This is a genomic window from Cupriavidus sp. AU9028 (genome assembly GCF_019795295.1).
GTDB lineage: Bacteria > Pseudomonadota > Gammaproteobacteria > Burkholderiales > Burkholderiaceae > Cupriavidus.
In genome coordinates, this window is record NZ_JAIMCG010000008.1 from 190,734 (window position 1) to 211,609 (window position 20,876).

General features: G+C 67.8%; 17 protein-coding genes and 2 pseudogenes. 6 read left to right on the forward strand and 13 right to left on the reverse strand.

The genetic code is table 11. The features are described from left to right. Nucleotides 1-130 precede the first annotated feature (130 nt). The 3 genes from K6V06_RS11355 to rimO all read right to left on the reverse strand — a co-directional run bounded on the left by K6V06_RS11355 (nt 131) and on the right by rimO (nt 3,541). On the reverse strand, nt 131-853 hold the full coding sequence (locus K6V06_RS11355; protein ID WP_222243419.1) for a hypothetical protein: 723 nt from the start codon (nt 851-853) through the stop codon (nt 131-133). A gap of 4 nt (nt 854-857) precedes the next feature. Beyond that, the gene (gene bktB / locus K6V06_RS11360; RefSeq protein WP_222243421.1) at nt 858-2,042 is read right to left on the reverse strand and encodes a beta-ketothiolase BktB; all 1,185 of its coding nucleotides are present in this window, start codon (nt 2,040-2,042) and stop codon (nt 858-860) included. A 128-nt stretch (nt 2,043-2,170) separates the two neighbouring features. Next, the gene (gene rimO, locus K6V06_RS11365; protein WP_222243546.1) at nt 2,171-3,541 is read right to left on the reverse strand and encodes a 30S ribosomal protein S12 methylthiotransferase RimO; all 1,371 of its coding nucleotides are present in this window, start codon (nt 3,539-3,541) and stop codon (nt 2,171-2,173) included. 332 nt (nt 3,542-3,873) lie between these two features. On the opposite strand from rimO, the pseudogene K6V06_RS11370 reads away from it, so the two are divergent. Next, nucleotides 3,874-4,174 (forward strand): annotated as a pseudogene (locus tag K6V06_RS11370) (type II toxin-antitoxin system RelE/ParE family toxin). A 3-nt stretch (nt 4,175-4,177) separates the two neighbouring features. Then, on the forward strand, nt 4,178-4,474 hold the full coding sequence (locus K6V06_RS11375; RefSeq protein ID WP_222243423.1) for an addiction module antidote protein: 297 nt from the start codon (nt 4,178-4,180) through the stop codon (nt 4,472-4,474). A 59-nt stretch (nt 4,475-4,533) separates the two neighbouring features. Here K6V06_RS11375 and phaR read toward each other — a convergent pair whose 3' ends face one another. From phaR to phaC, 4 genes are all read right to left on the reverse strand, one after another. Beyond that, on the reverse strand, nt 4,534-5,094 hold the full coding sequence (phaR, locus tag K6V06_RS11380) for a polyhydroxyalkanoate synthesis repressor PhaR (RefSeq protein WP_222243425.1): 561 nt from the start codon (nt 5,092-5,094) through the stop codon (nt 4,534-4,536). A gap of 479 nt (nt 5,095-5,573) precedes the next feature. Next, nucleotides 5,574-6,314: a 3-ketoacyl-ACP reductase gene (locus K6V06_RS11385; RefSeq protein WP_222243427.1), complete on the reverse strand. Its 741-nt coding sequence runs from the start codon at nt 6,312-6,314 to the stop codon at nt 5,574-5,576. A gap of 93 nt (nt 6,315-6,407) precedes the next feature. Further along, nucleotides 6,408-7,589, reverse strand: coding sequence for an acetyl-CoA C-acetyltransferase (locus tag K6V06_RS11390; RefSeq protein ID WP_222243429.1), 1,182 nt, complete (start codon nt 7,587-7,589; stop codon nt 6,408-6,410). A gap of 98 nt (nt 7,590-7,687) precedes the next feature. Continuing rightward, nucleotides 7,688-9,544, reverse strand: a complete 1,857-nt coding sequence (gene phaC, locus K6V06_RS11395; protein ID WP_222243439.1) for a class I poly(R)-hydroxyalkanoic acid synthase — start codon at nt 9,542-9,544, stop codon at nt 7,688-7,690. A gap of 340 nt (nt 9,545-9,884) precedes the next feature. Between phaC and K6V06_RS11400 the strand changes: the two genes are divergently transcribed. Further along, complete coding sequence (locus K6V06_RS11400) at nt 9,885-10,205, forward strand: hypothetical protein (RefSeq protein ID WP_255581777.1); 321 nt, start codon at nt 9,885-9,887, stop codon at nt 10,203-10,205. On the opposite strand, the gene pgeF is transcribed toward K6V06_RS11400, so the two are convergent. Both pgeF and K6V06_RS11410 read right to left on the reverse strand, forming a co-directional pair. Next, nucleotides 10,159-11,025, reverse strand: a complete 867-nt coding sequence (pgeF, locus tag K6V06_RS11405) for a peptidoglycan editing factor PgeF (RefSeq protein WP_370637447.1) — start codon at nt 11,023-11,025, stop codon at nt 10,159-10,161. The genes K6V06_RS11400 and pgeF overlap by 47 nt on opposite strands. Then, a complete protein-coding gene (locus tag K6V06_RS11410) occupies nt 10,997-12,385 on the reverse strand; it encodes an RluA family pseudouridine synthase (RefSeq protein WP_370637448.1) in 1,389 nt (462 codons plus the stop codon). Before K6V06_RS11410 ends, pgeF begins: the two co-directional genes overlap by 29 nt. A gap of 16 nt (nt 12,386-12,401) precedes the next feature. Here K6V06_RS11410 and K6V06_RS11415 point away from each other — a divergent pair, with 16 nt between their 5' ends. Both K6V06_RS11415 and K6V06_RS11420 read left to right on the forward strand, forming a co-directional pair. Then, nucleotides 12,402-13,232, forward strand: coding sequence for an outer membrane protein assembly factor BamD (locus K6V06_RS11415; RefSeq protein ID WP_222243445.1), 831 nt, complete (start codon nt 12,402-12,404; stop codon nt 13,230-13,232). A 139-nt stretch (nt 13,233-13,371) separates the two neighbouring features. Further along, nucleotides 13,372-13,653 (forward strand): annotated as a pseudogene (locus tag K6V06_RS11420) (LysR substrate-binding domain-containing protein); the annotation flags it as partial. Nucleotides 13,654-13,680: 27 nt separating this feature from the next. Here the strand turns inward: K6V06_RS11420 and K6V06_RS20705 are convergent. From K6V06_RS20705 to K6V06_RS11440, 3 genes are all read right to left on the reverse strand, one after another. After that, nucleotides 13,681-15,969: an ATP-dependent DNA helicase gene (locus tag K6V06_RS20705; RefSeq protein WP_370637449.1), complete on the reverse strand. Its 2,289-nt coding sequence runs from the start codon at nt 15,967-15,969 to the stop codon at nt 13,681-13,683. Between the two features lie 106 nt (nt 15,970-16,075). Continuing rightward, nucleotides 16,076-16,279: a DUF465 domain-containing protein gene (locus K6V06_RS11435; protein WP_222243447.1), complete on the reverse strand. Its 204-nt coding sequence runs from the start codon at nt 16,277-16,279 to the stop codon at nt 16,076-16,078. Between the two features lie 75 nt (nt 16,280-16,354). Beyond that, the gene (locus K6V06_RS11440; RefSeq protein WP_222243449.1) at nt 16,355-17,131 is read right to left on the reverse strand and encodes a hypothetical protein; all 777 of its coding nucleotides are present in this window, start codon (nt 17,129-17,131) and stop codon (nt 16,355-16,357) included. A 127-nt stretch (nt 17,132-17,258) separates the two neighbouring features. Here K6V06_RS11440 and K6V06_RS11445 point away from each other — a divergent pair, with 127 nt between their 5' ends. Then, nucleotides 17,259-19,616, forward strand: a complete 2,358-nt coding sequence (locus K6V06_RS11445; protein WP_222243451.1) for a Tex family protein — start codon at nt 17,259-17,261, stop codon at nt 19,614-19,616. 83 nt (nt 19,617-19,699) lie between these two features. On the opposite strand, the gene K6V06_RS11450 is transcribed toward K6V06_RS11445, so the two are convergent. Further along, a complete protein-coding gene (locus K6V06_RS11450) occupies nt 19,700-20,845 on the reverse strand; it encodes a ShlB/FhaC/HecB family hemolysin secretion/activation protein (protein ID WP_222243453.1) in 1,146 nt (381 codons plus the stop codon). Between the last annotated feature and the right edge of the window lie 31 nt (nt 20,846-20,876).

Sequence of the window (20,876 nt, forward strand, 5' to 3'; positions counted from 1 at the left end):
GTGACAGGTCGGTCGGACACGGGGGCAGCCTCATCGGGAATACTGGAAGATCACTCGAGCTTACCAGCAATGCACCGGTCGCCGCCATGCCTGCAGGCGCGTGGCAAGGGCGCGGTGTGAGGCGCCCCGCTCAGCGCGATTGCGTGGTTCCCGCCGGCTTGCCACCCTTGTCCGGCTTGCCATCCAGGATCGAGGAGCGCGGCGGCGGCGGGGCATAGGTGACGCCGCTGCCAGCATCGCCCGGCACCATGCCGACCGGCGGTATCACCATTACGCCGACCGGGCGGATGGCGAACGGCAGCCCCCGGGATGGATTCGAGACATCGAACCACTGGCCCTGGATTGCCCCGTAGGGGTCGATCCTGCCTTCCCACTGCCCTGTCACATGGGTGCCATCGGCCGACTCCTCCATCAGCAGCGCGCCATCGACGTATTCGCCGGAAAGCAGCCGCACGCCGCGCCCGTCCTCGAACCCATACTCGCCGTGGAAACTGTCGCGGGTATCCGGCTTCGGCCCGATTCGCAGACGGATCGGACGATTGCCCAGCGTCCCGACATAGACCGGCAAGTCGGCATAGGCGGGCTGGGACGACAGCGGCACGCCCTGCCCCTGGCCCGCGGGGTTACCGGCATGGCTGCGCGTCGAGAGTTGCGTGCCGCGCCGCGCCTCCCCTTCCCGGATCGCCTGCCCGATACCGAAGGCCCCAGATGAGGTGCCCTGTTCCCCACGCGGCATGGCGCCGGTGGAGAGCACGGTGTCGGCCAGCGCGGGCGTGGTTGCCGCCAGGGCGGCGGCCCCGCCTGCGCCGAGCGCCAGCAATGTCAGGAAAGCAGAGAGACGCGTACGGGGCATAGGCTCAGATCCTCTCGAAGATGGCGGCAATGCCCTGCCCGCCGCCGATACACATGGTCACCAGCGCATGGCGGCCCTGCACGCGCTGCAGCTCGTAGAGGGCCTTGACGGTGATCACCGCGCCGGTCGCGCCAATGGGGTGGCCGAGCGAAATGCCCGAGCCATTCGGATTGACCTTCGCCGGGTCCAGGCCGAGCAGCTTGTTGACCGCGCAGGCCTGGGCGGCGAAGGCTTCGTTGGCCTCGATCACGTCCAGGTCCGACACCGACAGCCCGGCGCGGTCCAGCGCATTGCGCGTGGCCGGGACCGGGCCGATGCCCATGGTCCTGGGATCGACGCCGGCATGCCCGTACGACACCAGCCGTGCCAGCGGCTTCAGCCCGCGCCGCTCGGCAACGCTGCGCTCCATCAGCACCACCGCCGCCGCGCCATCGTTCAGACCCGAGGCGTTGCCGGCGGTCACGGTGCCGTCTTCCTTGACGAAGACCGGCTTGAGCCTGGCCATGTCGTCCGCGGTCGCGTCGTGCCGCACATGCTCGTCGGTATCGAACACCACCTCGCCCTTGCGACTCTTCAGCGTCACCGGCAGGATCTGCTCGCGGAAGCGCCCTTCGCGGATCGCCGCCGATGCGCGGCGATGCGATTCCAGCGCCGCCTCGTCCTGCTGGCCACGGCTGATGCCATGCTCCTTCGCCACGTTCTCGGCGGTGACGCCCATATGGATGCCATGGAAGGGGTCGTGCAGCGCGCCGAGCATCATGTCGATCAGCTTGGCGTCGCCCATGCGGGCGCCCCATCGCGCCGCGGGCGCCAGGTACGGTGCCCGGCTCATGCTCTCCGCGCCGCCGCCGATGGCGACGTCGGCATCGCCCAGCAGGATGGCCTGCGCGGCGCTGACGATGGCCTGCAGGCCCGAGCCGCACAGACGGTTCACCGTCATTGCCGGAGTGTCGATGGAGACGCCGCCGTCCAGTGCCGCCACCCGGCCGAGGTACATGTCGCGCGCCTCGGTCTGGATCACGTTGCCGAACACCACATGGCCGACGTCGTCGCCGCTGACGTTGGCGCGGGACAGCGCCTCGCGCACCACCATCGCGCCCAGCTGCGTCGGCGAAAAATCCTTGAGGCTGCCGCCGAAGGTGCCGATCGGCGTCCGGACCCCGCTTACCACCACCACTTCACGAGTCATTCTGGTCTCCTTTGGTTCTGTTGCATCGCACAGTATAGGACCGGTCCGGCAGAAGCGAACGGTCGTACTTTTACCTAAGGATCCCGCGGCAACGCGGCAAGGCGACCAAGCCGGCCTCGCGGAATGGCTTACTGCACCACCTCGCCCCACAGGTCGTGGCCGTCGGCGCCATTGATGCGCACCGAAACGAATTCGCCCGGCTTGCAACGCTGCCACGACTTCGCCGGCGGATCGATATAGACCAGGCCATCGATCTCGGGCGCGTCCGCGGCGGAACGGCCGATGCCGCCGTCCTGATTGACCCCGTCGACCAGCACGCGCAGCGTCTGGCCGACCTTGCGCTGCAATCGACGGGCCGACACCTCTTCCGCGACCTCCATGAAGCGCGCGCGGCGTTCCTCGCGCACCTCGTCCGGCAGCGCGCCGGGCAGATCGTTCGCGGTCGCGCCTTCCACCGGCGAGTAGGCGAAGCAGCCGACCCGGTCCAGTTCCGCCTCGGCGATGAAGTCCAGCAGCGTCTGGAACTCTTGCTCGGTCTCGCCCGGGAAGCCAGCGATGAACGTACTGCGGATGGTCAGGTCCGGACAGATCGCGCGCCACGCGCGAATGCGCTCCATGGTCTTTTCCGCGTTGGCGGGGCGCTTCATCCGCTTCAGCACATCCGGATGCGCGTGCTGCAGCGGCACGTCCAGATACGGCAGCACATGGCCGTCGTTCATCAGCGGGATGATCTCGTCCACGTGCGGATACGGATAGACGTAATGCAGCCGCACCCACGCGCCGTACTGGCGAGCCAGCTCGCCCAGGGCAGCAACCAGCTCGGTCATTCGCGTCTTCAGCGGGCGGCCGTTCCAGAAGCCAGTCCGGTAGCGCACGTCGACGCCATAGGCGCTGGTGTCCTGCGAAATGACCAGCAGCTCCTTGACGCCCGACTTGAACAGGTTCTCCGCCTCCAGCATTACCTCTGCCACCGGACGCGACACCAGGTCGCCGCGCATCGACGGGATGATGCAGAACGAGCAGCGGTGATTGCAGCCTTCCGAAATCTTCAGATAGGCGTAGTGCTTGGGCGTCAGCTTGATGCCGGCGGCCGGCACCAGGTCCACGAAGGGATCGTGCGGCTTGGGCAGGTGGGTATGGACGGCTTGCATCACCTCGCCCAGCGCATGCGGACCCGTGACGGCCAGCACCTTGGGATGAACCGAGGTGACGATATCGTTACCGCCGGCATCCTTCTTGGCGCCGAGACAGCCAGTGACGATCACCTTGCCGTTCTCGGTCAACGCCTCGCCGATCGCATCGAGGCTCTCCTGCACCGCCTCGTCGATGAAGCCGCAGGTATTGACCACCACCAGGTCCGCGCCGTCGTAGGTGCCGCTGATGGCATACCCCTCGGCGCGCAGCTGCGTGATGATCTGTTCGGAATCGACCAGGGCCTTGGGGCAGCCCAGTGAGACAAAGCCCACTTTGGGAGCAGCCACGGTCGCGGCGGCGGGCATGGCCACGCCGGAATTCTGGGAATTGGAAGACATGGGGATTCGACGCTGTAGGCGAATCCCGATCGGGCGTCGCCACTTCTGGAAGCGGTGGGACGCCCCTGAAGGGGGTCGTCGCACCGGAATGGGCGCGATTTTACCTGAAAGCACCGGCTGCTGAGGCGTCAGGACCAGGGCCAGTCAATGCGCGCACGTGTTCAACATAGGATGTGGTGTAAAGGGCTGGAAGCGGAGATAAAGACGCGAACCACCTTTGACGGTCTCGCCATTGCGGTCTGCACGCCTTCGCTAAGGAGAACCATTGCGATGACCGTAGCCTATGGATTACAGTCTCCATGCTGACCTTGAGAACGACGACCACCTTCGACGCTTGGCTCGAAGACCTTCGAGATCGCCATGCGCGAGCACGGATCCAGTGCCCGCCTCGACCGGCTCGAGTTCGGAAATCTCGGAGATTGCAAGCCGCTGGGTCACGGGATCTGGGAGCTGCGTGTGGATTGCGGTCCAGGGTACCGGATCTACTTCCGCAGGCGTGGCCCGGTGATCATCGTCCTCCTGTGCGGCGGCGATAAATCGACGCAGAGCAGCGATATTGCCAGGGCAAAGGCATTGGCGTCGGCAATTGAACTGGAGTAAGAAATGAGCGAACCGACTCGCCCTTGGGACTCGGCCAAGTATCTGAAGACAGACGAAGATATCGCTGCGTACTTTGACGCATGCCTGGAGGAGGCAGGTGACGACTACCGTTTCATAGCCCATGCTCTCGGGGTCATTGCGCGAGCACGGGGCATGTCATCCGTTGCGCTCGAGACTGGGCTGTCCCGAGAGAGCCTCTACCGATCCCTGTCAGAAGAAGGGAACCCTGAATTCGCAACCATATGGAAGGTAATCAGGGCATTGGGCATAAGGCTGCACGCGAAGGCGGCATACAGTTAGGCAGACCCTTTGCGCATCCCGGACGGGCTGCCTTGGCGGAGGGCTCGGGGCGATCGAACTCAGGGCTTCTTCACATTATCCGTCTGGTTGAACGGGAAATTCCCGAACATGCTCTTGGCCTGATTCTGCATCTGCTCCTGCATCTGCACGAACAGGTTCTTGCTCTGCTCGATGTAGTTGCTCATCATGCCCTGCATCATCGGCGCCTGCATGTTCATGAACTGCGACCACATGTCCGGGCTGAACGGCTCGCCGCTGTAGAGCCCCTTGGAGTTCTCGGCGAGCTTGTTCTGGATGTCGATGAAGGCCTGGATGTTCTTCTCCAGGTAGGTGCCCATCATGCCCTGCATGGCGTGGCCATAGAAGCGGATGATCTGCGACAGCATGGCGCTGGAGAACATCGGCACGCCGCCGGTCTCTTCCTCCAGGATGATCTGCAGCAGGATGCTGCGGGTCAGTTCGTCACCGGACTTGGCATCGACCACCTTGAAGTCCTCGTTGTCCATGACGAGCTGCTTGACGTCGGCCAGCGTGATGTAGGTGCTGGTCTGCGTATCGTAGAGACGACGGTTGGGGTACTTCTTGATCAGTCGCTCTGCGCCTTTCTTGGTGGTGGCCATCGGTGCTCTATCCTTTCGTGATGTCCGTCCAGGCCGCGAGCCGCTGGTTTGCGGCATGGAGCGGGACTTGCTGCGCTGCATCTCCTGCGATGCGATAGCCGCCTTCGCCTGTCTGCCAGTGTTGGCCGAATCGAGCCGGATCGGCATTCGATTCCGGCGCCGGCACCGGCCGCGCCGCTGGTCTGATTCTATGCTTAACAAGGCACTATGAAAAGCCGAGGGCCGGTAAGGAAAACCCCGAACGCGAGTGCGCACATAGCCACTCCCCCTCCCGCGCCCCGCGGCTGGCGCCAGGGCCGGAGACCGCCGGCCTTCCCCATTCCCTCCGGCCCCGGCGCTTCCGGTGCGGACGATCGGCTCCTGTTCCCCCGAACGAAAAAAAGGCATGGCCGACAAGTCGGGCATGCCTTTCCATGGCCTGCCGGCCCTTGCTGCAACGCAAGCGAGCGCCGCAGCAAGAATGCCGGCCTGGACGTGTCTCAGCCCATATGGAGTCCGCCGTTGAGCGAGAAGTCCGCCCCGGTGGCGAAGCCCGACTCCTCGGAAGCGAGCCAGGCGCAGATGGAGGCGATCTCTTCCGGTTCGCCCAGGCGCTTGACGGGAATCGTCGCGACGATCTTGTCCAGCACGTCCTGGCGAATGGCCTTGACCATATCGGTGGCGATATAGCCGGGCGACACCGTGTTGACGGTGACCCCCTTGGTCGCCACCTCCTGGGCGAGCGCCATGGTGAAGCCATGCAGGCCGGCCTTGGCGGTCGAGTAGTTGGTCTGGCCGAACTGCCCCTTCTGCCCGTTCACCGAGGAGATATTGACGATGCGACCGAAGCCGCGGTCGACCATGCCGTCGATCACCTGCTTGGTGACGTTGAACAGCGAGGTCAGGTTCGTGCTGATCACCGCATCCCAGTCCGCCCGCGTCATCTTGCGAAAAACCACATCGCGGGTAATGCCGGCGTTGTTGATCAGGATGTCGATCTCACCGACTTCGCTCTTGACCTTGTCGAACGCTGCCTTTGTGGAATCCCAGTCGGCAACGTTGCCCTCCGACGCGGTGAAGTCGAACCCGAGCGCGCGCTGCTGCTCCAGCCAGCGCTCGCGCCGAGGGGAGTTGGGACCGCAGCCCGCGACCACGCGGTAACCATCCTTGGCCAATCGCTGGCAGATGGCGGTGCCAATGCCGCCCATGCCGCCCGTTACGTATGCAATGCGCTGAGTCATAGCCACTCCTGTCCAGGTTCTTGTTATTGGAAATCGCCGCGCGCCGCAGCCCCTCCGGGCGCCGTCGCGCGCTGCGCTAACTGTTGCTGGCCCTTACTGGCGCTCGACGGCCAGGGCGACGCCCATGCCGCCGCCGATGCACAGCGAAGCCAGGCCGCGCCTGGCATCGCGCCGCTTCATTTCATGCAGCAGCGTGACCAGGATGCGGCAGCCGGATGCGCCGATAGGATGGCCGATCGCGATCGCGCCTCCGTTGACGTTGACCTTGTTCAGGTCCCAGCCCATCTGCTGATGCACCGCCAGCGCTTGCGCGGCAAAGGCCTCGTTGATCTCGGCCAGGTCCAGGTCGTCCACGGTCCAGCCCGCGCGCTCGAGGCAACGCCGCGACGCCGGTACCGGCCCCATGCCCATCATCTTCGGATCGACGCCAGCGCTGGCGCTGGCACGGATGGTGGCCAGCGGTGTCAGGCCGAGTTCGCGCGCCTTGTCCGCCGACATCACCACCACGGCAGCCGCGCCGTCGTTGATACCCGAAGCGTTCGCAGCGGTCACCGTGCCTTCCTTGTCGAAGGCCGGCTTGAGGCTCGCCATGCTTTCGACCGTGGCGCCGTGGCGCACGAACTCGTCGGTGGCGAAGGCAACCGGATCCCCCTTGCGCTGCGGGATCATGACCGGCACGATTTCCTCGTCAAAGCGGCCGGCCTTCTGCGCCGCCTCGGCCTTGTTCTGCGACGCCACCGCAAACGCGTCCTGCTCCTCGCGGCCGATGCCGTACTCGCGGGCAACGTTCTCGGCGGTGATGCCCATGTGGTACTGGTTGTAGACGTCCCACAGCCCATCGACGATCATCGTGTCGACCAGCTTGGCGTCGCCCATGCGGAAGCCATCGCGCGAGCCGGGCAGCACGTGCGGCGCGGCGCTCATGTTCTCCTGTCCGCCCGCGACGACGATTTCCGCGTCTCCCGCCACGATGGCGTTGGCGGCCAGCATCACCGCCTTCAGGCCCGAGCCGCAAACCTTGTTGATGGTCATGGCCGGCACGCCCTCCGGCAGGCCTGCCTTGATCGAGGCCTGCCGCGCGGGGTTCTGCCCCGAGCCGGCGGTGAGCACCTGGCCCATGATGACCTCGCTGACCTGCTCCGGCCGCACGCCGGCGCGCTGCAGCGCGGCTTGAATGGCGATGGCGCCCAGATGCGGCGCGGGGATCCGTGCCAGCGAGCCTCCGAACTTGCCGACCCCGGTGCGGGCGGCGGAAACGATAACGACTTCGGTCATGGTCGAGTTCCTTCTGTAGTGCGAGGCCGGCGCGTGGACCGGCCCTGTGTTGGTCTCAATGGTTGCTGGCGGTGCCAGTCGACTGGGTGGCGGACGGTTCAGGCCTTGGCGCGCACGTAGCGTCCCGGCGCGGGTTCGATCACCGGATAGGCGCGGCTGCCGTAGGAGGTGGGCGCCTTGCGTCGCGCTCCCGCTTGCCGGCCCAGCCAGTCGAACCAGTCCGGCCACCAGCTGCCGGGCACTTCCTCGGCGCCGGCCAGCCACTGCTGTGGATCGGGGGGCAGCTGTTCATTGAGGAAGTGGCTGCGCTTCTTCTTCGCCGGTGGGTTGATCACGCCCGCGATGTGGCCCGACGAACCGAGCACGAAGCGCAGTTCATTGGACAGCAGCGCCGTGGACGCATACGCCGAGGTCCACGGCACGATATGGTCCTCCCGTGATCCGTACAGATAGGTAGGCACGTCGATGCTGCCCAGGTCGACCGGCACGCCGCATACGGTCAGCTTGCCCGGTTCCTTCAGCTCGTTCTGCAGGTAGGTGTGACGCAGGTACCAGCAATACCACGGCCCCGGCAGGTTGGTCGCATCGCCGTTCCAGAACAGCAGGTCGAACGGCACCGGGCTGTTGCCCTTCAGGTAGTTGTCGACCACGTAGTTCCACACCAGGTCGTTCGGCCGCAGCGACGAGAAGGTATTGGCCAGTTCGAGCCCGCGCAGCAACGCGGGCGGGGCACCGGCCGCCCCGCCCAGCGTCGCCTCGCGCAGCTGCACATGGGCCTCGTCGACGAACACGTCGAGCACCCCGTTGTCGCCGAAGTCAAGCAGCGTGGTCAGCAGGGTCAGGCTGGCAGCGGGCCGCTCGCCGCGCCCCGCCAGCACCGCCAGTGCGGTCGCGAGGATGGTGCCGCCGACGCAGAAGCCGAGCACGTTGATCTGGTCCTGCGCGGAGATTTCCTTGACCACGTCGATCGCCTGGATCGCGCCGTGTTCGATGTAGTCGTCCCAGGTACGCCCGGCCATGCTGGCGTCCGGATTGCGCCACGACACCAGGAAGACCATGTGGCCCTGCTCGACGACGTGCCGCACCAGTGAGCTTTCCGGCTGCAGATCCAGGATGTAGTACTTGTTGATGCAGGGCGGCACCATCAGCAGCGGGCGCGCATGGACCTTGTCGGTCAGCGGCTTGTACTGCAGCAGCTGGAAGTACTCGTTCTCGAACACCACCGCGCCTTCGGTCACCGCGACGTTGCGGCCGACCTCGAACGCCGACTCGTCGGTCTGCGAAATCTTGCCGCGCGTCAGGTCTTCCAGCAGGTTGCGCAAGCCGCTGCGCAGCGATTCGCCCTTCGACTCGATCAGCAGCCGCTGCGCCTCGGGGTTGGTGGCGAGGAAGTTGGCCGGCGACATGGCATCGACCCATTGCGACACCGCGAAACGGATACGCTGGCGGGTCTTGGCATCCGCCTGCACCGCCTCGGCCAGCGCGGACATGGCACGCGCCGTCAGCAGGTAGAAAGCCGCGGCGTACCGATAGGCCGCATTGCTGCGCCAGGCTTCCCCGGAGAAGCGGCGATCGGCCAGCGGAATGTTCTCGTCCTGGCCGGAAGCGACGGCTTGCCACAGCGTGGCGAAGTCCTGCAGGAACTGCTGCTGGATTTGCGCAAGGCGCTCCGGCGGCAGGTGAATACCGGGCAGTCCTGCGCCCTTGAGCGCCTCGAACCCGGGCATGCCGCCGCCGAACATTTGTTGCGCCGCCTGTGCCGCCGCGTTCGCCGCTGCGGCGCCGCCCGGCTGCATGCCGGGAGGGATGCCCCACTGCATGCCGGCCGGAAAGCCGACCTGCATGCGCCTGGACCACTCCAGCCACGTTGCTGGATCGAATGGCCCCGGCGCAGATGAAAATGGTGTGGTCTGTTCTTCCTGTGCGGAAGATGCCGCGCCTTTGCCGGTCGCCATGATGTCGTCTCTCTGCCGTCTGGATGGTTGCGCTGCCCATTGGCGCGCGCTTCGCGCTACCCTGCTGGGACAGGGCGATGCGTTATGCTGTTTGCGGCGTGCCGCGAGGCATTCGCCCCGGGCGGTGCCGTCGCACCCTCGGCATGTCGCCCAAACCGTGGGCCGCTAGCGGTGACCGTGTCACCGCCCTGTAGCCGCGCCGGGCGCAACGTTGCATTGTTTGCAGGCATTGTTGCCTTGCATTGTCAGGACTGTCAATGCGGGAAGCGGCCCTCCGCCCTCTGGAGGGCCTGGCATGCGAGCCAGCCTGCACAGTCTCGGCCAAGAGGATGAAAAACAGATGTATGTCGTGGCGGTTGGCTGGCTCTATGTCGCCCTGATGATGGCGATCACCGAACACACCGCCGTGGCCGGTGTGGCGACCTTCGTGCTGTACGGCGTCGTCCCCGTATCGATCGTGCTGTACATCATGGGCACCCCGGGACGGCGCCGTCGCCGCAAGGCCCGGGAGGCGTGGGCGGCGCGTGAAGCGCAAAAGGCAAGCGGCGACGGGCTGGCGGACGGACAGGAGCGGCAGGCCGAGGGCGGCGCGCCCAGCGGGCCGCCCTCGGCAGTCAGCCCGCCGGATCGAGCCAGATCAACGTCGCCATCCGGCCGGTGACGCCGTCGCGCCGATAGGAGTAGAAACGCTCGGCGTCGGACACCGTGCAGGCATCGCCGCCATGGACGTCGTCGCAGCCGGCACGGCGCAGGCGGATGCGGGCCAGCGCGTAGATGTCGGCCAGGTACTTGCCAGCGGCAGCGCCGCCCTCGGCCTGGCTGGCCGGACGGAACGCTGCCTCGACGTCGCCCGCCTCCGCCGCCGTGGCGGCACGCAGAAAGGCATCGCGTACCTCGGCGCCGACTTCGAACCTGGCCGGACCGATGGCCGGGCCCAGCCACGCCATCCAGCGCGGCCGCGCATTGCCGGCCAGGGCGGCAATCTCCGCCATGCGCTGCACGGTACGTTCGATCACCCCGGCACAAAGGCCGCGCCAGCCGGCGTGAGCCGCCCCGACGACCGTTCCCGCGGCATCGCATAGCAGTACGGGCAGGCAATCGGCGGTCATCACGGCGCAGACGCGGCCGGGTTCGGCGCTCACCGCGGCATCGGCGACCGGCGGCCCCTCGCCATCGCCTGCCGCCGCGACGACAACCTCGCATCCATGGACCTGCTCCAGCCATCGAGGCTGGGCGGGCAGCAGGCGCGCCAGCAATTCCCGGTTCGCCGCCACCGCCGCCGGATCGTCGCCCACGTGCGTGCCCAGATTGAGTCCGCCCCCGCGCCCTCCGGCCAGCCCGTAGGGGCCTGCACTGACGCCGCCCTGCCGCGTGGTGGACAACGACCGTACTCGAGGGGGCGCGGGCCAGTCCGGCCGGAGCCAGGCTTGCCCGTCCGCAGCCGCACCCTGCTCAGCGTACGCGTTCGTCGGCATCGTCATCCTCGTCGTCATCCTCGTCGTCCCGGTCCTCCCGGTCGTCGTCCTGGTCGTCCTCATCGTCGTCATCGTCGTCGCCCTGCCAGGGCTCGGCTTCGTTCCAGTGCGACCAGCCGAATTCCTCCTCGCTCTGCGCCGGATCGACGAAGTCGAGCGCGTCGATCAGCGCCTGCAGATCCTCGGGCGCGGGCGTGCGCCACGACACCGGCCTCCCGGTGACGGGATGCACGAGGCCCAGCCGCCAGGCATGCAAGGCCTGGCGCTCGAATGGCACCGGCAGCGGCGCCTTGATCGGCTGGCGCTGACCCCGGCGCGTGGCGCGGTGATAGACGGGGTCGCCCAGCAGCGGGTGCCCGATCGATTCGAAGTGGACCCGGATCTGGTGGGTGCGCCCGGTTTCGAGCTGGCACACCACCATCGATACCTGGCCACGGCCCAGCGATGCCACGCCGATGGTGCGGAAATGCGTGCGCGAAGGCTTGCCGCTGGCGGTGTTGACCACGGCCATGCGGGTGCGCTCGCGGGGGTCGCGGCCGATCGGCGCGTCGATGGTGCCCTCCTCCGGCGTCTCGCCCCACACCAGCGCCAGATAGGTCCGCTTGACGGTGCGCGCCTGCAGTTGGCGCACCAGGTCGGTCTGGGCGGTCAGCGTGCGCGCCACCACCATCAGGCCCGAGGTCTCCTTGTCGAGCCGGTGCACGATTCCCGCGCGCGGCAGCCGGGCAGCATCCGGGTCGCGGTGCAGCAGCCCGTTCAGCACGGTGCCGCTCCAGTTTCCCGCCGCGGGATGGACCACGAGGCCCGCCGGCTTGTCGATGACCAGCAAGGCGTCGTCTTCGTAGAGCACGTCCAGCGGCACCGGTTCGGGCGCGAAGGCCTGGGTCTCGGGCGCAGCCTGCGGCCGCACGTCAATGAACTGGCCCATCAGCACCGCATCGCGTGGCCGGCGCGGCTCGCCATCGACGCGCACCGCCCCTTCCTCGATCCACTGCTGGATGCGGCTGCGCGAGAAGCCGGCAAGCTTGCGCGCCAGCAGCTTGTCCAGCCGTTCGCCGTGCGCGGCGCTGTCCACCTCGATGCGGACCGGGGCCATCTCCCCCTGCGCGTCGGCGGCAGGGGCCGACGCCGGCGCCGGTTCGTCGCCCGGCTCATCGAAGTCTTCCAGGTCTGTCTCGGCGATCGGTGCCGCGCCTTCCGCCGGTTGCGGCGCGTTGCCCGGCTCCCTTTTGGCGGCGTTGCGGCGGCCTTTTGCGCCGGCGGACCTGATCGATTTGCCCGCGGTCGGGGACAGGTCTTCGGTTACCGTCTGGCTGGCGGATTCGGCCGAAGGGCTTGGGCTATAATGCTTGACGCTATTTTTCATCCGGAATGGGTTGCCCATGCATTCGATGAGCATGAAGCGCGCGAGTTGGCGCGCAAGATTTGGAGCGATTCTGCTCGCGGGCGGCTGCCTCACGCTGTCGGCATGCGGCCTGCTCTCGGAACAGCCTGACGAAACCGCCGCGTGGTCGGCAAACAAATTATATTCGGAAGCGAAGGACGCACTCAGCGCCGGCGACTATCCGCGCGCGGTCACGCTGTACGAAAAGCTGGAGAGCCGCTATCCGTTCGGCCGTTTCGCCCAGCAGGCGCAGATCGACACGGCCTATGCCAACTACAAGGATGGCGAGACCGCAGCCGCACTCGCTGCCGTCGATCGTTTCATCCAGTTGCATCCGAATCACCCGAATGTCGACTACGCCTACTACCTGAAGGGCCTGATCAACTTCAACGACAACCTGGGCTGGCTCGGCCGCTTCTCGGGGCAGGATCTGAGCGAGCGCGACCCCAAGGCGGCGCGCGCGGCCTACGATGCCTTCCATACGCTGGTCACGCGGTTCCCGGAGAGCAAGTACGCGCCGGACTCGGCGGCGCGGATGCAGTACATCGTCAACTCGCTGGCGCAGCATGAAGTGCACGCGGCGCGCTATTACTACCGCCGCGGCGCCTATCTGGCCGCGGTGAACCGCGCGCAGCAGGCGCTGAAGGAGTATGACGGCGCGCCGGCGAACGAGGAAGCGCTGTACATCATGATCCGGTCGTACGACGCGCTGGGCATGAAGGACCTGCGCGACGACGCCGAGCGCGTGATGAAGCTGAACTACCCGGACAGCGACTTCATCCGGTACGGCGAGCGGCGCAAGGAACGTTCGTGGTGGCAGATGTTCTGATCGTCGGCCGCCCGGCCGGCCTTCGGTAGCCCGAACGCCGTCAGCCCCCTGATAGCACCCCGAAGCGTGGACTTGCCCGCTTCGGGGTGTTTTTCATTGCGCGGGCGGTATCCCGGTATCCCGCTGCGACCGCTCTGCCTGGTTTGCGGCTTACAGCGACCGGCCGGCGCCGGACCGCTTCGGGCTGCGTTTCGACCGTGCGCAGATGGCGCTGGACGCGGCGACGCAGGGGCTCGGCATCGCGCTGGAAAGCGCCACCATCGCCGGCATGCACCTGGCGGAAGGCAAGCTCAAGCCGCTCTTCGGTATGGAACGATGCCTGCGGGTGCAGGCGCATTTCGCCGTCTACCCCGCACGTCACGCGAGGCGCGCACCGGTGGCGGCGTTCCTGCAATGGTTGCGCGAGCAGGCGGCGCAGTAGCGCGCCCCCTGCCCTCGCCTGCCAACATCAATCCGCGGCGGCTTCGGGGTCGGGGGTGGCCTTGTTCTGCGGTTGCTGCTCGCCACGCAGCCCTTCCAGGAATTTCACTACCGCCGCCTGGTCGCGGGTGCGCCGGAACGGCGGCAGGCTCTGCCAGATCTGGCGCCCATAGGGCTTTTCCACCAGACGGGTATCGCAGATCACCAGCACGCCCTTGTCGCTCTCGGAGCGGATCAGGCGGCCGGCGCCCTGCTTCAGCGTGATCACGGCGTGCGGCAGCTGGTGGACGGCGAACGGACTCAGCCCCTTCTTCTGCAGCGCCTCCATCCGCGCCGCCAGCACCGGATCGTCGGGCGGCGCGAACGGCAGCTTGTCGATGATCACCAGCGACAGCGCCTCGCCTCGCACGTCCACCCCTTCCCAGAAGCTCTGGCTGCCGACCAGCACCGCATTGCCCAGGGCCCGGAAGCGGTCCAGCAGTTCGGTGCGGCTGGCCTGCCCCTGCACCAGCAGTGGCAGTTCGAGGCCGCGGGCGGCGAAGGCTTCGTAAAGCAGGTCGGAGGCGCGTTGCACGGCGCGCAGCGTGGTGCAGAGCAGGAAGGTCCGCCCGCCCGCTGCCTCGATCAGCGGCAGCGCGGCCTGCACCACGGCATCGGTAAACTGCGGCGACTGCGGCGCCGGCAGCTCGCGCGGCACGTAGAGCAGGCCCTGCGAGGCGTAGTCGAACGGGCTGGGCAGGGTCAGCGAGCGGTCCTTGTCCAGGCCCAGTTGCGCGGCATAGTGCGCGAAGTTGCCGCGCACAGACAGCGTGGCCGAGGTGAAGATCCACGCGCGGGGGTGGCCGCCCCGTTGCCGCGCGAAGATCGGTGCGATCGACAGCGGCGTGCGGTGCAGCTGCACCGTGTGCGAAAAGACTTCGACCCAGCGGACGGTTTCGGTGCGGAACGCCGGTGCGGCGGCAGTGGAGACCGGCGCTTCCGCCTCGGCCCCGCTGTCGGCGCCCGCCCCCCTGACCGCCGGCACACTGCCAGCGTCCGGTGCTCCCTCCCCCGCTTCGCCGGCTTGCGCGCCACCTTGCTCGCCGGCCGCAAGCCCAGGCAACTCGCTGCCACCCCTGGCCGGCGGGTCTTCCGGCGGTAAGGCCACCGGCGCGTCGTCATCGCGCCAGGCGCGCAGCCGGTCCGCCAGCTCCTGCGCGCGGCGATGGCATTGCTCCAGCGTATCGGCGCGTTCGGCCTGGCCGCGCAGCAGCGCCACCACATCGGTCAGCGCGTCTTCAAGCGTGTCGAGCGTATCGAAGAACGGTTCGCCGATGCGCGCGTCGGCCTCGATCTGCCCGATCGCCATACGCACGTTGTCCTTGCCGAAGGCCAACCGCAGGTCGCGTGCGGCGCGCTCGAGCGGCGCGACGATGCCGACCCAGTCGGCCGCATCGCGCGCGTGCGACAGCCCTTCCGCGACGGTATCGCGGGCCAGTTCCAGCAGCTGGCTGGTAGACAGCGTTTCGCCGAAGAACAGCGTCGCCGTTTCAGGCAACTGGTGGGCTTCGTCGAAGATGATGGTATTGGCGGCGGGCAACAGCTCGGCCATGCCGGTGTCGCGCAGCACCACGTCGGCGAAGAAGAGGTGGTGGTTGACCACCACCAGGTCCGCCTGCTGCGCTTCCTTGCGGGCGCGCATGACGAAGCAGTCCTTGTAGTGCGGGCATTCGCTGCCCAGGCAGTTGTCGCGCGTCGAGGTCACCATCTGCCACACCGGCGCATTCTCGGGGACGCTGGCGAGTTCGGCCTTGTCTCCCGAGGACGTGGTCCGGGCAAAGTTGGCGATCTCGCGCAGCCATGCCGCATCCTGGCGCGACGCCAGCCGGCCGGCGGCCTGTGCGCGTTCCAGATGGTAGTGGCAGAGGTAGTTGGCCCTGCCCTTGAGCAGCGCGACCGACACCGGCACCTTCAGCGCCCGGCGTACCGTCGGAATGTCGCGCAGGAACAGCTGGTCCTGCAGCGTCTTGGTGCCGGTCGACAGAATGACCTTGCCGCCCCACAGCATCGCGGGCACCAGGTACGCAAAGGTCTTGCCGGTGCCGGTTCCCGCCTCGACGATGACCGTGTCGTTCTCGTCGATCGCTCCGGCCACCGCCTCGGCCATCCGCGCCTGCGACTGGCGCGGGCGATACCCGGGAATCCCCTGCGCGAGCGTGCCCGTGGGCGAGAAGATCCGCTGCAGTTCGCCAGCGCGTGCAGCGGCGGCATCGGGCTGCCCGGCCGGCGCAAGCCGGTCGCCGCTGGAGGAGTCGGGCGCCGGGCTGGACGGGTCCACGTCGGGCGATGAGTCGGGATGGTGGTCAGGCAAGGGGGACAACAGCAAATGAGGGTGGGATCGCCCGCAACGCCATGGCGGCGGTCATGCGGGCATGGACCGACGTCTAGGCAGGCACGTCGGGTTCGAGCTGAAGCTGCAGCAAGGTGATCGCGTCCTTCAGCTTGAGCTTGCGTTTCTTCAGCCGCCGCAGCTGCAGTTCATCGCAACTCGGCTCGTCGGCCAGCCGCTCGATCAGGTAATCGAGGTCGCGGTGCTCGATCTGCAGCTCGATGATGCGACGCTGCACGGTATTCAGGTTCTGGTCCATCCGCTAATCGGGTAAAGGGCAAGGCGACGAGTGGCGGCACGAGCCGGCCTGCGCGGCAGCGCCGGCCGGCGACGCTCAGAAGCCGAACGGGCGGGCCTTCGGTTCGCTCGCCTGGCGCTCGCTGGCGCGCGCGCGGCGCTCTTCCACCTCGCGCTGGCGCTCTTCGGCCTGGCGCTGCTTGGCTTCGAAGGCACGCACGTTCTCGGCGCGCTGGCGGGCGTCCTCGGCCGCGCGTTCGCGCGCCTCACGCATCCGCGCATCGAACTCGGCCTGCTTCTGCTGGTACTCGGCGGCATTGGCCGCACGCTGCGGCGCCTGCGCCTGACGCTCGGCGTCGCGCAGCTGCTGCTCCTGTTGCCGGCGCTCGAAGGCCGTCCGGCTGGCCGCCTCGTCCGCCTCGCGCTGCGGGCGGCTGGCTTCGTACTCGGCCTCGCGGATCGCCTGGTCGCGGTCGCGCCGCTGCGCGCGCCACGCCCGCTCGGCTTCGCCGATCTCGAGGTCGCGCCGGCGCAGCACTTCCAGTTCCGCGCGCTGCGTCTCCTTCGCATCATCGAGGCAACTGCTGACGAAGAACTTGTCGTAGCAGGCGTGCGCGGCCTGTGCATGACGGTAGTTGGTCCAGGCGCGGGAATCGTCCACCGCCTTGCGTTCGGCGGCGAAGTCGCGCGGCGGCTGCGCATCCGCCTGCTCCGCAGCCGGAGCGGCGCCTTGCGCAAGGGCAGCGCCGGCCGCGACAGCCAGGCAGGCCGCGCCCAGCGCAGCGCGCAGGGTGCGCATGGCGGGCACGCGTGCCGAGGGCAGCGGGGTCGTCGCAGCAGGGTTTCGTGACGTGACGTCTGGCTTGGCGTTCATGGCGCGATTCTATCACCGCGGCCCCTTTCGGCCCCCAGCGCGGGTGCGGGTTTCCCCCTGACCTCGCGCGGCGGAAGCCTGGCGCCCTTGTGGCAAAATGCCCGGCTTTCGACCGACTGTTTTTCCGATGTCCAACCTGCCCGCACCCGTCCTGCAAAAGATCGTTTCGCTGATCGCGGCCGAACTGTCCGTGCAACCCCGCCAGGTCGCGGCGGCCGTCGAGCTGCTCGACGAAGGCGCAACCGTTCCCTTCATTGCCCGCTACCGCAAGGAGGCGACGGGCAACCTCGACGACACCCAGCTGCGCACGCTGGAAGAACGCCTGCTGTACCTGCGCGAGATGGAGGAGCGCCGCGCGGCGATCCTGGCGTCGATCGAGGAACAAGGCAAGCTGACCGACGAACTGCGCACGGCAATCGAACAGGCGGTCACGAAGCAGACGCTCGAGGACCTGTATCTGCCGTACAAGCCGAAGCGCCGCACCCGTGCACAAATCGCACGCGAGTGCGGACTCGAGCCCCTGGCGCAGGCGCTGCTGACCGATCCGTCGCTGGACCCGCAGGCCGAAGCGGCCAGGTACGTCAATGGCAAGCCCACGGCCGACGGCGGCGTGCCGGACGTCAAGGCCGCGCTGGACGGCGCGCGCGACATCCTCTCGGAACAGTTCGGCGAGACCGCCGAGCTGCTGGGCAAGCTGCGCGACCACCTGTGGAACCAGGGCGTGCTCAGCTCCAGCGTGATGGAAGGCAAGGAAGGCGCGGAGGAAGAGAAGTTCCGCGACTACTACAACTACAGCGAGACGATCCGCACCATCCCGTCGCACCGTGCGCTCGCCCTGTTCCGGGGGCGCAATGCCGGCGTGCTGCTGGTCAAGCTGGGACTGGGCGAAGAGCAGGACGCGCTGGTGCCGCATCCCTGCGAGGTGATGATTGCCGAGCATGTCGGCATCCGCAACCAGAATCGTCCGGCCGACAAATGGCTGGGCGATGTCTGCCGCTGGTGCTGGCGCGTCAAGGTGCAGCCGCACCTGGAAACCGAACTGCTGACCCGTCTGCGCGAGACCGCGGAAGGCGAAGCGATCAAGATCTTCGGCCGCAACCTGCATGAACTGCTGCTGGCCGCCCCCGCTGGCCCGAAGGCCGTGATGGGCATCGATCCCGGCATTCGCACGGGCTGCAAGGTGGCGGTGGTCGATGCCACCGGCAAGCTGCTGGAAACCGCCACCATCTACCCGCATGAACCGCGCCGCGACTGGAACGGCTCCCTGGCAACGCTGGCGCGGCTGGCCAGGCAGCATGGCGTGGCGCTGGTGTCGATCGGCAACGGCACCGCCAGCCGCGAGACCGACCGGCTGGTGCAGGACCTGATGCGGCAGGCGCCAGAGCTGAAGCTGACCAAGATCGTGGTCAGCGAGGCTGGCGCGTCGGTGTACTCGGCGTCGGAACTGGCTGCCAAGGAATTTCCGGAACTGGACGTCTCGCTGCGCGGCGCCGTCTCCATCGCGCGCCGCCTGCAGGATCCGCTGGCCGAACTGGTCAAGATCGATCCCAAGTCGATCGGCGTGGGCCAGTATCAGCACGACGTCAACCAGCGCGAGCTGGCGCGCACCCTCGACGCCGTGGTCGAGGACTGCGTGAATGCGGTGGGCGTCGACGTCAACACCGCTTCGGTGCCGCTGCTGGCGCGCGTGTCGGGGCTGAACAGCGTGCTCGCGCGCAATATCGTCGAATACCGCGATGCCAATGGCGCCTTCGGCAACCGCAATGCGCTGAAGAAGGTGCCTCGGCTGGGCGACAAGACCTTCGAGCAGGCCGCCGGCTTCCTGCGCATCAATGACGGCGACAATCCGCTGGACCGCTCCTCGGTGCACCCGGAAGCGTATCCGGTGGTGCAGCGCATTCTCGACCATATCCGCAAGGACCTGCGCGAGGTGATGGGCAACCGAGACGCGCTGCGCGGGCTGAGCCCCAACCAGTTCACCGACGAGACCTTCGGCCTGCCCACCGTGCGCGACATTCTGGCCGAGCTGGAAAAGCCCGGCCGCGATCCGCGTCCGGAGTTCAAGACCGCCACCTTCCAGGACGGCGTCGAGGATATCAAGGACCTGCAGCCCGGCATGATCCTGGAAGGAGTGGTGACCAACGTCGCCGCGTTCGGCGCCTTCGTCGACATCGGCGTGCATCAGGATGGACTGGTGCATATCTCGGCCCTGTCGAACAAGTTCATCAAGGATGCGCACGAGGTGGTCAAGGCGGGCCAGATCGTCAAGGTCAAGGTCATGGAAGTGGATGTGAAGCGCAATCGGATCGGTCTGTCGATGCGGCTGGACGACGAGCCCGGACAGCAAGGCGGCCGGCCGCAGGGCGGGGAGCGCGGCGAACGTTCCGACCGCGGCGGCCAGCGCGGCCGTGGCGCGCCTGCGGGCCGCCGCGACGCGGAGCCGGCCGGCGCCATGGCGGCGGCGTTCGCCAAGCTCAAGCGCTGAGCGCTGCCCTGCCCCGCCGTGCACGAGTACGGCGGGACCAGGGTCGGGTGCGATACCCGGCTGTCCGCCTCGGCTGGCACCGTTCAGAAGGTCGACGCCAGCTGCAGCCACAGACTGCCGCGATGCCCGGCGAACGCGCGAGGCATACGCAACGGCCAGCCGAGCGACAACTCCAGATGCAGGGCGGCGGCGCCTGCCCGAGGCCATCGGCCCCTGACGCCCACGCCTGCGCCTGCGAGAGTGCGGCCCGGCAAGGCCGCCGCCGCCGGTCCCCAGACATGACCGACGTCGGCACCCGCGACCCACTGGACCGCCCCTTGCCAGGCGGGGATGGTCAGTTCATTGCTGACGGCCCAGCCGTTCTCCGCTGCCAGCACATGGCGCCCACCGAAGCCCCGTACCGTCTGCCGGTCGCCAATCGAAAAGTGGCTGGATGGCTGGGCGGCGCCATGCGTCATCGTTCTCTGCAACAGCAAGGCGGTGTCGACACGAAACGGCCGTTGCAGCGCGGGCATCCCGCTCGCCAGCGCGCCCAGCGCCGCCCGCAGCCGCACCACCGGTGCGGCACGGCACGCCTGCGGCATCGCCCAGGGGTCATGCCGGCTGCCATGTCCTCCCGGCAGGTCAGCCATCCAGCTGGCGTCCAGCGTTGCTGCCAGTTGCCGGCCGGCATGGCGGTGCTGCAAGCCCACCGTCCATCCAGCCGTGCGCAGACGTTGCACGTCCAGATCTACCCCGTCGATCGACCCTGCCGCCTGCCGGCGAAACAGTCCCGCGCGCATCGTCAGGCTCTGGTCGCCTCGCATCACCTCGTGGCCGATCTCGGCCTGCATGTCGGTGCCGTGCCAGCGCCAGTCCAGGCGCGCCTGCCCGATCGCCAGGGCACGCCGCAGTTGCGAGCGCCGCGCGCCAAAGGCGAGACGCCAGTCGCCCAGCGATAGTCGGTAGTGGGCCGCGGCGGCTCTGGCCAGACCCATGCCCCGATCCACCTGGCCGCCCGCGACAGCGGACAGCGTCAGCGTGTCCCGCAGGTGCAGCGGCGCATCGAAGGCGGTCTGGAAGACGAGCTGGCCACCCTCGCGCCATCCCGCGTCGCCGTTGCTCGCCGCGATGGTGGCATGCCACCGTTTGCCGGCGCCCTGCGCTGCGACTGGGGCGCCGTCCGGCGTCCGGTCGGCAGCAGCCGGTATCGGCATACCCGCGCAGATCAGTACGACAAGGACTGCCATGGCGCGATGACACCGCCTCCCGGCAACCGCC

What these genes read in the sequence shown, in the direction of transcription:
- K6V06_RS11355 (WP_222243419.1), bottom strand. Translation starts at nt 853, where the DNA reads ATGCCCCGTACGCGTCTCTCTGCTTTCCTGACATTGCTGGCGCTCGGC.
- pgeF (WP_370637447.1), bottom strand. Translation starts at nt 11,025, where the DNA reads ATGACGATGCCGACGAACGCGTACGCTGAGCAGGGTGCGGCTGCGGAC.
- K6V06_RS11415 (WP_222243445.1), top strand. Translation starts at nt 12,402, where the DNA reads ATGCATTCGATGAGCATGAAGCGCGCGAGTTGGCGCGCAAGATTTGGA.
- K6V06_RS11435 (WP_222243447.1), bottom strand. Translation starts at nt 16,279, where the DNA reads ATGGACCAGAACCTGAATACCGTGCAGCGTCGCATCATCGAGCTGCAG.
- rimO (WP_222243546.1), bottom strand. Translation starts at nt 3,541, where the DNA reads ATGCCCGCCGCCGCGACCGTGGCTGCTCCCAAAGTGGGCTTTGTCTCA.
- K6V06_RS11440 (WP_222243449.1), bottom strand. Translation starts at nt 17,131, where the DNA reads ATGAACGCCAAGCCAGACGTCACGTCACGAAACCCTGCTGCGACGACC.
- K6V06_RS11445 (WP_222243451.1), top strand. Translation starts at nt 17,259, where the DNA reads ATGTCCAACCTGCCCGCACCCGTCCTGCAAAAGATCGTTTCGCTGATC.
- K6V06_RS11450 (WP_222243453.1), bottom strand. Translation starts at nt 20,845, where the DNA reads ATGGCAGTCCTTGTCGTACTGATCTGCGCGGGTATGCCGATACCGGCT.
- phaR (WP_222243425.1), bottom strand. Translation starts at nt 5,094, where the DNA reads ATGGCCACCACCAAGAAAGGCGCAGAGCGACTGATCAAGAAGTACCCC.
- K6V06_RS11385 (WP_222243427.1), bottom strand. Translation starts at nt 6,314, where the DNA reads ATGACTCAGCGCATTGCATACGTAACGGGCGGCATGGGCGGCATTGGC.
- K6V06_RS11410 (WP_370637448.1), bottom strand. Translation starts at nt 12,385, where the DNA reads ATGAAAAATAGCGTCAAGCATTATAGCCCAAGCCCTTCGGCCGAATCC.
- K6V06_RS11375 (WP_222243423.1), top strand. Translation starts at nt 4,178, where the DNA reads ATGAGCGAACCGACTCGCCCTTGGGACTCGGCCAAGTATCTGAAGACA.
- bktB (WP_222243421.1), bottom strand. Translation starts at nt 2,042, where the DNA reads ATGACTCGTGAAGTGGTGGTGGTAAGCGGGGTCCGGACGCCGATCGGC.
- phaC (WP_222243439.1), bottom strand. Translation starts at nt 9,544, where the DNA reads ATGGCGACCGGCAAAGGCGCGGCATCTTCCGCACAGGAAGAACAGACC.
- K6V06_RS11400 (WP_255581777.1), top strand. Translation starts at nt 9,885, where the DNA reads ATGTATGTCGTGGCGGTTGGCTGGCTCTATGTCGCCCTGATGATGGCG.
- K6V06_RS11390 (WP_222243429.1), bottom strand. Translation starts at nt 7,589, where the DNA reads ATGACCGAAGTCGTTATCGTTTCCGCCGCCCGCACCGGGGTCGGCAAG.